Source organism: Mitsuokella sp. UBA4253 (assembly GCF_002395285.1).
GTDB lineage: Bacteria > Bacillota > Negativicutes > Selenomonadales > Selenomonadaceae > Mitsuokella > Mitsuokella jalaludinii.
On the sequence record NZ_DGWR01000012.1, the window covers coordinates 25385 to 38188 of the forward strand.

General features: G+C 62.1%; 14 protein-coding genes. All 14 read right to left on the bottom strand.

What is annotated here, in order from left to right:
- Nucleotides 1-7: 7 nt before the first annotated feature.
- On the bottom strand, nucleotides 8-139 hold the full coding sequence (locus B2X55_RS05440) for a hypothetical protein (RefSeq protein ID WP_286821204.1): 132 nt from the start codon (nucleotides 137-139) through the stop codon (nucleotides 8-10).
- Nucleotides 140-141: 2 nt separating this feature from the next.
- Nucleotides 142-2643, bottom strand: a complete 2502-nt coding sequence (locus B2X55_RS05445; RefSeq protein ID WP_286821205.1) for an ATP-dependent Clp protease ATP-binding subunit — start codon at nucleotides 2641-2643, stop codon at nucleotides 142-144.
- Nucleotides 2640-3728, bottom strand: a complete 1089-nt coding sequence (locus B2X55_RS05450) for a protein arginine kinase (RefSeq protein ID WP_286821207.1) — start codon at nucleotides 3726-3728, stop codon at nucleotides 2640-2642. Before B2X55_RS05450 ends, B2X55_RS05445 begins: the two co-directional genes overlap by 4 nt.
- Entirely contained in the window at nucleotides 3715-4266 is a 552-nt protein-coding gene (locus tag B2X55_RS05455) for a UvrB/UvrC motif-containing protein (protein ID WP_036373451.1), read from the bottom strand. The genes B2X55_RS05450 and B2X55_RS05455 overlap by 14 nt, the downstream gene beginning before the upstream one ends.
- An 87-nt stretch (nucleotides 4267-4353) precedes the next feature.
- Nucleotides 4354-4806: a CtsR family transcriptional regulator gene (locus B2X55_RS05460; protein ID WP_036373454.1), complete on the bottom strand. Its 453-nt coding sequence runs from the start codon at nucleotides 4804-4806 to the stop codon at nucleotides 4354-4356.
- Nucleotides 4807-4973: 167 nt separating this feature from the next.
- Complete coding sequence (locus B2X55_RS05465; RefSeq protein ID WP_286821209.1) at nucleotides 4974-6266, bottom strand: hypothetical protein; 1293 nt, start codon at nucleotides 6264-6266, stop codon at nucleotides 4974-4976.
- Between the two features lie 28 nt (nucleotides 6267-6294).
- On the bottom strand, nucleotides 6295-6942 hold the full coding sequence (locus tag B2X55_RS05470) for a hypothetical protein (RefSeq protein WP_286821210.1): 648 nt from the start codon (nucleotides 6940-6942) through the stop codon (nucleotides 6295-6297).
- The gene (locus tag B2X55_RS05475) at nucleotides 6920-7774 is read right to left on the bottom strand and encodes a hypothetical protein (RefSeq protein WP_286821211.1); all 855 of its coding nucleotides are present in this window, start codon (nucleotides 7772-7774) and stop codon (nucleotides 6920-6922) included. Before B2X55_RS05475 ends, B2X55_RS05470 begins: the two co-directional genes overlap by 23 nt.
- A 42-nt stretch (nucleotides 7775-7816) precedes the next feature.
- Nucleotides 7817-8494, bottom strand: coding sequence for a CsgG/HfaB family protein (locus tag B2X55_RS05480; RefSeq protein ID WP_286821212.1), 678 nt, complete (start codon nucleotides 8492-8494; stop codon nucleotides 7817-7819).
- A gap of 27 nt (nucleotides 8495-8521) precedes the next feature.
- Entirely contained in the window at nucleotides 8522-9388 is an 867-nt protein-coding gene (locus B2X55_RS05485; RefSeq protein ID WP_286821214.1) for a hypothetical protein, read from the bottom strand.
- A 135-nt stretch (nucleotides 9389-9523) separates the two neighbouring features.
- Nucleotides 9524-10399, bottom strand: a complete 876-nt coding sequence (locus tag B2X55_RS05490) for a metal ABC transporter substrate-binding protein (protein WP_286821341.1) — start codon at nucleotides 10397-10399, stop codon at nucleotides 9524-9526.
- Between the two features lie 151 nt (nucleotides 10400-10550).
- Complete coding sequence (locus B2X55_RS05495; protein ID WP_286821215.1) at nucleotides 10551-10958, bottom strand: biotin/lipoyl-containing protein; 408 nt, start codon at nucleotides 10956-10958, stop codon at nucleotides 10551-10553.
- An 81-nt stretch (nucleotides 10959-11039) separates the two neighbouring features.
- Nucleotides 11040-11195: a hypothetical protein gene (locus B2X55_RS05500; RefSeq protein WP_036373485.1), complete on the bottom strand. Its 156-nt coding sequence runs from the start codon at nucleotides 11193-11195 to the stop codon at nucleotides 11040-11042.
- 20 nt (nucleotides 11196-11215) lie between these two features.
- Nucleotides 11216-12745, bottom strand: coding sequence for a methylmalonyl-CoA decarboxylase subunit alpha (gene mmdA / locus B2X55_RS05505; protein ID WP_036373488.1), 1530 nt, complete (start codon nucleotides 12743-12745; stop codon nucleotides 11216-11218).
- Nucleotides 12746-12804 lie beyond the last annotated feature (59 nt).

Sequence of the window (12804 nt, forward strand, 5' to 3'; positions counted from 1 at the left end):
CAGCCATTCAGCGCTGCAGAAAGCGCCTGAGCAGACGGATGGTCCACCGCCCGAGCCAGGCGATGGACCATATGGCGTTCAGGATGAAGTTCTGCAGCCTTGCCCAGAATCCTTTTGGGCGAAGCGTATTCTTCCGCACCGTCACGCCTCCGTCGTCTTGGACACTGCCTTCTCTTTGGCCTTCTCCTTATCCTTGCGCACAAAGTCGAGCTTGGCGCCGCTCTTGCGCACCTGGATCGTGTCGCCGCGGCGGAAATCGCGCGCGAGCAGGTGCTCGGCGATCTCATCCTCGATGAGCTTCTGGATGGCGCGCTTCAGGGGACGTGCGCCGTACTTGAAGTCCGTGCCCTTCTCGACGAGCATGCTCTTGGCGGCCGGGCTGACCTCGAGGCGGATCTCCTTGTCGGCGAGGCGCTCGCGGACATCGCGCAAGAGGATGTCGATGATCTTCGAGAGCTCTTCGCGGCCGAGCGGGTGGAAGACGATGAGCTCATCGATGCGGTTGAGGAATTCCGGCTTGAAGATGTGGCGCACTTCTTCGAGCACGCGCTTCTTGGCCGCCTCCTCTGCCTCCTGCTTCTCATCGCCCGAGCCGACGGCAAAGCCGAGGGCAGGAGCACTCTTCTTCAAGAGGCTTGCACCGGCGTTGCTCGTCATGATGATGACGGTGTTGCGGAAATCGACCGTGCGGCCCTGGCCGTCCGTCAGGCGGCCATCGTCGAGGACCTGCAGCAGCACGTTGAAGATGTCGGGATGTGCCTTCTCGATCTCGTCGAGCAGGATGATGGAGTACGGCTTGCGGCGCACAGCGTCCGTGAGCTGGCCGCCCTCTTCGTAACCGACGTAGCCAGGAGGCGCGCCGACCATGCGCGAGACGGCGTACTTCTCCATGTACTCCGACATGTCGAAGCGGATGATGGCGTCCTCCGTGCCGAAGAGAGCCTCCGAGAGCGCCTTGGCAAGCTCTGTCTTGCCGACGCCCGTCGGGCCGAGGAACAGGAAAGAGCCGATCGGGCGCTTCGGGTCCTTGAGGCCGGCCCGCGCGCGGCGGATGGCCTTGCTGACGGCCTCGACAGCCTCTTTCTGTCCGACGACGCGGCGCGAGAGGATCTTCTCCATGTGCAGCAGGCGGTCGGACTCCTTCGCCGCAATCTGGCGCACAGGCACGCCCGTCCACTGCGCGACGACGTCGGCGATGTCGTCGGCCGTGACCGTGATGCGGCTCTTGCCGCGCTTCTCGAACCGGCGCTTAGCCTCTTCGAGCTCTTCCTTGACCTTCTGCTCATCATCGCGGATCTTGGCCGCGCGCTCGTAGTCCTGCGCCGAGATGGCAGCTTCCTTCTCCACGCCGAGCTTCTCGAGGCGCGAGCGGATCTCCTGCAGCTTCTCCGGCTGGGCGACCTGCTTCATGCGAACCTTCGAGGCCGCTTCGTCCATGAGGTCGATGGCCTTGTCCGGAAGGAAGCGGTCGGTGATGTAGCGGTGCGAGAGGCGCACGGCCGCCTCGATGGCCGCGTCCTCGATATGGGCGCAGTGGAAGGCCTCGTACTTGGCGCGCAGGCCCATGAGGATCTTCTTGGCATCCTCGATGCCCGGCTCCTCTACGAGGATGGTCTGGAAGCGGCGCGAGAGCGCGGCATCCTTCTCGAGATGCTTCTTGTACTCGTCGAGCGTCGTCGCACCGATGATCTGGATCTCGCCGCGCGAAAGCGCCGGCTTCAAGATATTGGCGGCGTCGAGCGCGCCCTCTGCCGCACCCGCGCCGACGAGTGTGTGCATCTCATCGATGAAGAGGATGACCGAGCCGTCCTGACGCACCTCGTCGATGAGTCCCTTGAGGCGCTCCTCGAACTCGCCGCGGTACTTCGCGCCGGCGACGATTGAGGCGAGCGACAAGGAGATGACCTTCTTGTCCTGCAGCATGTACGGCACAGAGCCCTCGACGATGCGCTGCGCGAGTCCCTCGGCGATGGCCGTCTTGCCGACGCCCGGCTCGCCTAAGAGGATCGGGTTGTTCTTCGTGCGGCGCGCGAGGATCTGGATGACGCGCTGGATCTCCTTATCGCGGCCGATGACGGGATCCATGCGGTCTTCCTTGGCCATGTCGTTGAGGTTGCAGCCGTACTTCTTGAGGAGCTGCGGCGCCTGGCGCCCCTTGCCCTTCTCGGCGCGGCCCGGCTCGGGGCCGTCGCCCTCCGGATGCGGGTGGTCGATGCGGTCGAGCACCTCGTTCTGCAGGGCGTCGATATCGACGCCCATATTGGCGAGCAATTCTGCCGCCGCGCCCTCCGTCTCCTCTAAGAGCGAGAGCAGGATGTGCTCCGTGCCGATGTAGTTGTGGCCGAGCGTCTGCGCCTCCTCGATGGCCCCCTCCATGACGCGCTTGGCGCGCGGCGTGTAGTAGGGGTTGTCGGCCGGGTACTCGGCGTCGCCGGCGACCATCGTCTCGACGCGCTGCATGACGTCGTCGAAGCGCAGCCCGACGGCCTGCATAGCCGCCGCGGCGACGCTGCCCTCCTCGTGCAGCAGGCCTAGAAGCAGATGCTCCGTCCCGATATAATCTTGTTCGAGCTCACGCGAGGCGTATTGAGCGAACTCAATCGCCTTGATGGCGCGGCTCGTGAAGTGATTGCGATAATTCATTTTGGAACCTCCTGACTCCGGGTGTGGGTGAGCAGGGCATTGCGCACATGCTCGGCCCGCAGCCTGTCGATTTCATGCTTCGATAAATTCTCGTTCTCCGCGAGATTCTGCAAATAGCTCGTGCGGCTGCTGATGAGGATCTCTGCGTAGCAGTCCGGCGCGACCTCGTTGATGAGCTTGAGGTCGATGCCGAGGCGCACCTTCGACAAGAGCTCGAGCACTTCCTTCTCCGAGAGCAGCCTTGCGTAGCGCAGCGTGCCGTAGGAGCGCCAGACTTCGTCCTCGAGACGCTCCTTCATGTAGAGGGCCAGAGCCTTGCGCGCCTGGCGCTCGTGCGAGACAATCTCCATGACGGCCGTCTTGAGGTTCTCGAGGATCTCCTGCTCCGAGAAGCCGAGCGTCAGCTGGTTCGAGATCTGGAACAGGTTGCCGACGCTCTCCGTCTCGTCGCCGTAGACACTGCGGATGGCGAGGCCGAGCTGCGGCGAGATGTTCATGATGCTCTGGATGTTGCGCGTGAAGACGAGGCCCGGCAGGTGCAGCAGCACCGAGGCGCGCAGGCCCGTGCCGAGATTCGTCGGACACGAGGTCAGGTAGCCCATCTTCTCGTCAAAGGCGATGTCAACCTGCGACTCGACCATGTCGTCGATGTGCGAGGCGCGCGCAAAAGGCGTGTCGAGGTCGAGCCCCGGCGCCATGCACTGGATGCGCAGGTGGTCCTCTTCGTTGACCATGATGCTCGTCGCGCGGTCCGCCGTGATGAAGGCGATGCGGTGCTGCGGATTCTGGATGAAGTTGCGGCTGATGAGCTGCTTCTCGATGAGGACATCGCGCTGCAGGGGCGTGATGCGCTCGAGGTCGAGGAGGTCAAAGGCCTGCCCGAGATCCGCCGCGATGCCCGGCAAGAGCTTCTCGGCCTGCAGGCGAACCGCGGCGAGCTGGTTGAAGTCCGCGCGGTTCGGGAACGGGATTTCCTTGAAATTGCGCGCGAGGCGGACGCGGCTCGAGAGCACGACGTCGCTGTCCTTGCCCGAAGCGGCGAGCCACGAGAGGCTGCTGCTGCGCAGGAGTTCATTGACGGCCATCGCTCTCGCCCCCTTCCGTCTCCATGAGTTCATGCTCGAGCTGGCGGATCTTGTCGCGCAGCTCCGCGGCCTTCTCATACTCTTCCTGCGCAACGCACTCCTTGAGCGAGCTGCGCAGGCTCTCGATCGTGTGCTTCATCGTAAGCGTGCCGCCCGTGCGGTGCGGGATCTTGCCACTGTGCGTGCTCGACCCGTGGATACGGCGCAATAGCGGCTCGAGCTGGCGGCGGAACGTCGCGTAGCAGACGCTGCAGCCGATCTTGCCTGTCTGCTGGAAGTCGCGGTAACTCATGCCGCAGTTCGGGCAGACGAGCTCCGTCACCTTCTCCTGCTGCGGCTTCTCCCCCTGCGCCCCCGCACTGAAGACGCCCTTCAAAAAGTCGTTCATCGACACATTGCGATGTTTCTGGTTCTCCATGAGGAATTCGCCGTACTTGGCCGCGCATCTCTCACAGAGGTTCTTCTCGATCTTGCCGTCCGGCCCGATCTGTGTAATATGGACGACCGCGCGGTTGCGGCCGCAATCCTCACATAACATGATATTCCTCCTCTACTCTTTCGTTCCATGATGATGATGACTCTTCTCTGCATGACCCGTCAGTCGGCCGCATGGCAGCCGGCGGCCCTACGAGAATTTCTCCACCGTCAGCAACATGGATTTCAAGAGGTGGACGCGCTCCTTCGGCGTCATCCCCTCCGACTGGAAGACCGAGGACACGACCTGCATCATCAGGGCGGCCTCGCGGTTCGTGATCATCGCGTGCTGCAAGAGGTAGTGCACCATCGACTGGATGGTCGCGTAATCCGTCTCCTCCGTGATCTTGTCCATCATGTCCTGATAGACGAGATTCTTGAGCGGCACCTGCACGATGCGGATGTAGCCGCCGAGGCCGCGGCGCGACTCGACAGCAAAGCCCTTGGCCGGCGTGAAGCGCGTCGACAGCACGTAGCTGATCTGCGACGGCGCGCACGAGATCTCATCGGCGATATCCGTGCGGCGCAGTTCCACTTTGCCATCCTGTTTCGCAGCGAGCTGGCGCAGGATGTAAGCTTCAATAAGATCTGCAATATTACTCAAGATAATCACCTTCGTTTTTAAATTGACTATTTGACTATTATTACCTTTATTATATTTGTTTTTTTGACTTATTGCAAGAAAAAAGTCACCGCATGGCGAAAGCATCGCCGCGGTGACGCAGTTGGACAGAGTCGGACGAGCCGTCGGACCGTTCGACGATCCGGCAGTCAGCTGTCTATGCCGATGGCCTTGTCGACATCTTTGTAGAAGCTCTTGAAGATCTTGCGCAGGGCGTTGGCGTAGCGGTCGTCATCTTCTGCCGCGAGGCTGCGCGAGAGCACGACGCGGCCCGTGCGCGAGTCGACGAGCGAGAGGTCGGCCGCCGCGCGGTACCAGAAGCGGTAGTAGCCGTAGGAATCCGTGACCTCGGTCTTATAGTAGACGCGCTTGCCCTTGTGCTCATTTCCCTTGTCGTCGTACCACTTGAATTCCTCTTCGCGGTCCTTCACCGCGCTCGTCGAGGCTGTCGGCGGACACCAAGTCTCACCGCGCGCGTAGTCCGTGATGGCGCCCGTCACGTAGTAGCGGCCGCCTTTCGGCGCGTAGTCGGCCTTGACGCGCCGGAGGTCGTCGCCCGCCTCGTCCTTGTAGGCGTAGTAGATTGTCTTGATCGCGAATTCATCCTGCGAAGCGCTCCACGGCAGTTCGAGATTGCGGAAGCCGAGCGTCGGCGCACCGGCCGGCACATCCCGGTCGCGGTCCTTCTTGAGGCGGTTCCAGTCGCCCGTGAAATTCTTGGCGATCTGATCGAAGGCATGCCACTGGTCGACTCCGTAGTTGCGGTAATAGTCAATGAGCGTCATGGCCTCCTTGCCCGTCGCCGCGTCGTAGAGGCGAAAGTCCATGTCGAGCATCTGCAGCATCGAGTCGTGCGCCGGGATCAGGTGATTGGCGTACCAGCTGTGGTAGTTGCACTTCGACTTGTCGCCCTGCGGGCCGTTCTCGATGTCGTAGTACGATTCCATCTTGACAGTCGTCCATGTCGCCGGCGAGTGGTCGACGCGCTCCTGCTCGTAGCGGATGTGCGGCAAGAGGTATCCCTCTGCTCCCGTCGTGTCGTAGACGGCCTTCGCGCGGTCCGCCTCGCTGTCGAAGTGGCGCAAGAGCTCGCGGTAAGCAGGGTCGTCGCGCAGGATCTCGCGCTTCTCACGCTTCTTGTCGGCCGCCTTTGCGTCGCCCGGATCCTCGAACTTCATGAAGTTCGTCCGCTTGATGCGCTTGTTGATGCGCTTCGCGAGGGCGGCGTTGTAGCCCTGGAACTGGTCGACACGGCCGTCGGGCTCACTCAGGTAGCGTATCGGGAACAGGACGACTTTCTTAAACGACTTCGCCTGAACCTCCGCACTCTCATCCATCCAGATATTGCCCGCCGCCTCAGACGTCACAGGTGTCGCGAGCGGCAGCGCCGCTGCCAGCAGGAATCCCGCCGCCAGATTGCGCATCCATGTCCTTCTCTTCACACAAAATCCCCCTAATCTCATCATCTCATCACATAGCCTGCTTGAACTGGGCGGCAAGGTTGACGGCCGCATCTTCCAGGGCCGCGGCAATCGCATCCTCCTCGCCGCTGTCATGGCGATGCCAGACGGCGTTGTACGAAAGCTCCGCCTTGCGGCGGGAGTCTGCTTTCGTGACGAAGACGACCGCGCCCGTATGCGCGTCCACGACGCGCAGGGAAAGCTCTGCGTAGACCGGCTTGTCCTTCCCCGACAAGCCGAGCGCTCCGCTCTGCGCCTTGACGCTGCCGAGCGTTGTCAGATAGCCGAAGACATAGTAGTCGGCTTTGCCCGCCAGCTCCGGCACGATGTCGCCCGCACCGAGCGCCTCGACAAAGGCGGCCTCATCGCAGCGCGCTTTTGTCGACTGCGCGCCGAAGTCGTAGAGGTCGAACTTCGCCTCGCCCGCGAGCTCTGCGGTCAGCTGCTCGCGCGCGACCGTCAAGATCTCGGGCAGCGGCTCCTTGAGGTCCGTCAGCGTGATGTCCATCTTCTGGACGCGGCTCGTGAAGCCGACGATGGCGACGCGCGGCTTGGCGGCCTCCGCCGTCAGACTGCCGAAGGCGAGGACTGCCGTCAAAACGAGCAGCATAGCCGCAAAGCAGCGCCCGCCTCTCTCAATGAACCAACGATGTGCCATTGCCCTTCACCTCATCCAGTCCGTGCTTCTTGACATCGGCAGCGATGTCCTTGGCCGACGTCTCCATGACCTCGCCGAGCAGAGTATCGACATCCATGCCCTTGCCCGTCTTGCCGAGGCCGAAGTTGACCATCTGCGCCGTCTTCTTGTTCTCGATGTGCTTCTCGTAGACGCGGCCAGTCGCAGCGTTGACGAGGTAGTAGTCGAGCGAGGCGCTGAGCTTCTTGCCCTTCGTCTCGCGCTCCGTATGCGTCGCGAAGATGCTGTGCTTGAGGCGCACATCGAAGTCCTTGAGATTGACGAAGAGCAGGTACTTCGCGCCGTACTTCGCGGCAATGACTTCAGCCGTGCGCTGCTTGTCCGGCGAGAGGCGGTAGGATGCCTTGCTCTTCCGCCAAGCGGCCAGTCGCTCCTCCTGATGGAAGTAGGCCCGGCCCATCGCCATGTCCGCATAGTGCGCGAGCTTGGCCGCCGTGTAGCCGCGGTCGAACTGGTGGCCGTGGACGATGGCGTCCATGTGGATCTCCGACAGCTCCGCCGCCTCATCGCCGCTGCCGATCGCGTCGTGGCGGCCCTCCTCGTTCGTGAGGTCAGCCCGCCCGCTGACGGCAATGCCCTGCTGGCGCAGGGCCTCGGCCAGCTTGTCGACAAACGTCGCGCAGGCGTCCGCCTTGAGCTCGTAGTCGCCGTAGCTCTGCACCTCGCCGACAAAGACGCTGTCCCCTGCCGGCGTGCCGCCGAAAAGACCGGCGGCCTGAGCAGGCGTGCCCGTCAGTGGTAGGGCAAAGAGAAGGGCCGCGAGCAGGAATACATTCTTCCATGAAATCTGCATCGATTATCCTCCGTCAACACACGATAAACACGATACATGCGCTCAGCGCTTCGCCTTCTTCGCGCCCACCCTGCCGTCCATGCGCGCGAGCAGGCCGCGCGGGCCGTCGACGGCATCCGAGATGGCGTCTTCGAGCGCTTCATTGACCTGTTCCTTGTCAACCTCTTCCGTGCCAATGCGGATGAGGCCGAGCGGTGCCTTGACGAGCGTGTTGTTCTTGCGCGAGCGGCCCGTCGCCGCGAGCACGACCTGGCCTGTCTCTGTGTCGACGAGGCGCAGGCTGACGGTCGCCGTGACCTGGGCGCGCTTCGTGCCCGCGCCGACGACCGTCGTCTCCGAGCGGCGCGTCGTCACGCCGATGATGCTGCCCATGAGCAAGTACTGCGCGCCGTACTGATTGCCGATGGCAGGCGCCGTATCCTCATCGACGAGCCCGGATAAATCATGCGCATACTCATCGGTCAGCGCGCGTTGGCGCGTCCGGTCCAGCAGCTTGAAGCGGCCGCTGTCCAATAAGTCCGTATAGATGTACTCGACGGCTGCACCCATTTCGTCGCGGTCCCAGTCGAGCGAGATGAGTCCCCGATTCTCAAGCGGCAGGATGCCAACAGTCGGATGGCTCTTGAGACTGGCGGCCATGCACGTGCCCGCCATGAATGCAAAGCACATGAACAGCACGGCGATGATGCGCCCTGGTCGCCTGTTTGCTTTCTCGATCATAAACAATTCCCCTCTCTGGCGTATCGCTTACCACTCGTGAGTGCCAGCTTCCGACCCGAGATGGCGGAACTTCTCCTCGAGGCGCTCTGCGGCCTTAGAAGAAGCCTTCTCGGCGGCCTTGGCCCGGGCCGTCGCCTCGCTCGTGCCGACGCCCTTTGCCGCCGTGGTGAAGGTGCCGACGACTTCACCCGTCGCGGCGCGGATGACCTGGACCGTCAGGCGCGCACTGCCCGACTTGAGCTGCGTCTTGCGGTAACTGCCGTCCTCACCGTCAGGCAGCGAGATGTCCGTGGCCTGCGACTCGACGCTGCCGAGCACGAGGTAGTCGGCACCGAGCGACTGTCCGGCCGCCGTGCGCGAAGAAGCACTGCCGAGGCCGCTGAGGTCAAGGCCCGCCGTGCGCTCTGAGGCGACAACATGCGAGAAGCCGAGCTCGAGCAGCTTGGAATCGAGCGCCGACTCAGCCGCGCGGTCGTGGCTGCCGTCCGCCTCGCGCACCGCGACGGCAATGCGCGGGTCATTGAGCATCATGATCATGCTGAGGTTGTTCATGAGCTGTGCATCGGGACTCGTGTCGACATCGATGCGGGCGCGCAGGTGGACAAAGCCGCTCTGCTGCTCCTTCGCGAGGATCTCGGTCCCCGTGACGAAGCCCTGTGCCTTCGTGTAGATCTGGTCGAGTTTCACGGCCGCGTTCTCGACGAGCGTGCGCGAGTCGATGAAGGTACCCGCGACCTGCTCGACGGCCGTGCGCGAAGCGTCGATCAGTGCCGCGCGCTCATCCGCGCCGACACCGTCGACGACGACCGACTGCGCCGCTGCCGACGCACTCAGCAGGAAGAGCGCCGACACCGTCAGCAGGCCGCGCTCGATAAGTCTCTTGAATCGCTCCATTTCTTCCTCCGTTCTCTGATTCTCTCCTAATCTTCATCTTCGATAAAATTTATTATATCCTCATATGGCTCATTTCGCAAATAAAGAAAGTCTCCCGCACGTTGTGCAGGAGACTTCCCCCAGGCCCAAGTACGCTTACTGCAGCGCCTCCTTGAGCACCTCCATATTCTTTTTCATGGCCGTGATGTAGGCGTCCATCGCCTCTTCGTTGGCCTCACCCGTGACGACCGGGTCGAGCTCATACATCTTCGCGCCCGTCTCGCTCGCAATCGTCTGTGCGGCAACCGGCGAGTACTGCGGCTCCGTGAAGAGCACCTTGACAGGCAGCGCGTTGACCTTGGCGACCGTCTCCTCGAGCTCGTGCGGCGTCGGCTCCGTGCCCGGCTCGCGCTCGATGACACTGATGATGTTGAGCTTGAACTCCTTGGCGAGGTACGGGAAGGCCTCGTGGAAGGTCACGATATCCTTGTGCGGCAGGTTGTCGAGCTCCTTGTGCATCTCCTCGCGCAGGGCCGTGAGCTTCGTGACGTAGTCGAGCGCATTCTTGCGGTAAGCGTCGGCGTGCTCCGGGTCCGCCTCGCAGAGCTGCGAGGTGATGGCCTCGACCTGCGCGATGCTGTAGGTCACGCTGAGCCAGACATGCGGGTTGACCTCGTCGCCGTCCTTGAGGAAGTTGATGTCGTCCGACTTCGAGGCGTCGATGACCTTGAGGTTCTTCTGCTGCTTGATGACCTTGTCGAGGAAACTCTCCATGCCAGCGCCATTGACGATGAACGCATCGGCTTTCTCGAGCGTCTTCATGTCCTCCGTCGTCAGCTGGTAGTCGTGCAGGCAGCCCGTCTGCGGCTTCGTCATGTTGACGACCTCGACGCCGTCGACGCCCTTCGTGATGTTGATGGCATCGATGTACATCGGGTAGAACGACGTGACGATGCGGAACTTCTTGTCGTGGCCGCCCTGCTGCTGTGTGCCGCAGCCAGCTGCCCCCAGAGCCAGCAGCACGAGCAGCATGGCAATAAGGATTCGTTTCAAGGGATTCCCTCCTGTTCGCATTACTTCGCATTACATTGAAATATCTTCTCAATTATAAGGGACAAGCTCTGCGCTGTCAAGAAAAAGAGGCCGCCACATAGGCAGCCTCTTCCTTTATTGCTCGATTGGCTCAGCCAAGGATCACAAGCGATTCCTTGACCTTGACATTCTGGCCAGCTTCGACGTTGACGGCCTTGACCGTGCCGTCTGCATCGGCCGTGATCTCGTTCTGCATCTTCATGGCCTCGAGGACGAGCAGCACTTCGCCAGCCTTGACGCTCTGGCCTTCTTCGACAACGACCTTGACGATCTTGCCCGGCATCGGCGCGTCGATGGAGTGCTCACCGGCACCTGCTGCAACAGCTTCCTTGGACTTGGCCGGTGCAGCCTTCGGTGCCTCGACCTTCGGAGCGGCAACCTTCGGCGTCACTTTCGGTGCGGCGATTTTCGGTGCAGCAGCCTGCGGGGCGCCGTCCTTGACTTCCTCGATCTCTACCTCATACGAGATGCCGTTGACCTTGATGTTGAACTTTTTCATGAAATGTTTCCTCCAACCTGTATCATCTTTCGATTATCCGATCATCGATTCCCTGAACCGACTCTAGCGCTTGCTATTGTCTCAGCGTCTGCCGCCGCGCGCGGAGAGCGACCATTCATTGCTGCTGCGGCGGATGCGCAGCGCAACGACCTTGTGCTCCGGCGTTGTCATCATCTGGATAGCAGCCGCGATCGCAGCGACGACTTCCGGCTTGACACCTCTTACATCAAATCTCATCTTTAGCCTCCGAATCCAAATCAAAGCGGGATATTGCCGTGCTTCTTCGCCGGGCCTACCTCGCGCTTGCTCGCGAGCGCATTGAAGGCCGTGATGAGCAGCGGGCGCGTCTCCTTCGGCTCGATGACCATGTCGACGTAACCGCGCTCTGCGGCGAGGTACGGCGTCGAGAAGTCGTCGATGTACTGCTGCGTCTTGGCTTCCTTGTCCGGGTCGCGGCGGAAGATGATGTTGGCCGCGCCCGACGGACCCATGACGGCAATCTCAGCCGACGGCCAGGCCATGACCTGATCCGAGCCGAGCTCGTGGCAGCACATGGCGATGTAGGCACCGCCGTACGCCTTGCGCGTGATGACCGTGACCTTCGGCACCGTCGCCTCGCTGTAGGCGTAGAGCATCTTCGCGCCGTGGCGGATGATGCCCGTGTGCTCCTGGTTGACGCCCGGCAGGAAGCCCGGGACGTCGACGAGCGTCAAGAGCGGGATGTTGAAGGCATCGCAGAAGCGGACGAAGCGCGCCGCCTTGTCGGACGCATCGACGTCGAGGCAGCCCGCCATGACCTTCGGCTGGTTGGCGACGATGCCGACGACCTTGCCGTCGAGACGCGCGTAGCCGATGACGATGTTCGTCGCAAAGAGCTTCTGGATCTCGAAGAACTCGCCGTCATCGACGAGCGAGCGGATGACTTCCTTCATGTCGTATGGCATGTTCGGATTGTCCGGCACGATGGAGTTGAGGCTCTCATCCTGGCGGTCCGGGTCGTCCGTCGGCTCGACAGCAGGCGCGTTCTCGAGGTTGTTGCTCGGCAGGTACGAGAGCAGCTCGCGAATCTTCGCGATGCAGTCGTCCTCGTCCTCGCAGGCGAAGTGCGCGACGCCCGAGCGCGTGCTGTGCGTGATGGCGCCGCCGAGCTGCTCCGGCGTGACTTCCTCAGCCGTGACCGACTTGATGACGGCCGGGCCCGTGATGAACATCTGGCTCGTGTTCTTGACCATGAAGATGAAGTCCGTGATGGCCGGGCTGTAGACAGCGCCGCCCGCGCACGGTCCCATGATGACCGAGATCTGCGGGATGACGCCCGAAGCGGCCGTATTGCGGAAGAAGATGCCGCCGAAGCCTGAGAGCGCGTCGACGCCCTCCTGGATGCGGGCACCGCCCGAGTCATTGATGCCGATGCACGGAGCGCCCATCTTGAGCGCGAGGTCCTGGACCTTCCAGATCTTGTGGGCGTGCTTCTCGCCGAGGCTGCCGCCCGAGACGGTGAAGTCCTGTGCGTAGGCGTAGATCAGACGGCCGTCGACCGTGCCGTAGCCCGTGACGATGCCGTCGCCCGGCATGTCCTTCTTGTCCATGCCGAAGTTCGAGCAGCGGTGCTTGACGAACATATCGAGCTCGACGAAAGAGTTCTCGTCAAAGAGCTTCTCGAGGCGCTCGCGCGCCGTGTATTTTCCCTGAGCATGCTGTTTCTCAACGCGAGCGGCGCCACCACCCTGACGGATGTGCTCCTTCATCGCGTTCATCTGAGCGATTTTTTCCTGAACGCTTGCCATTAAAATCCTCCTATACGAGTTATGAGCATAGTTCTGCCCTCTTATTGTGCACTATTTCA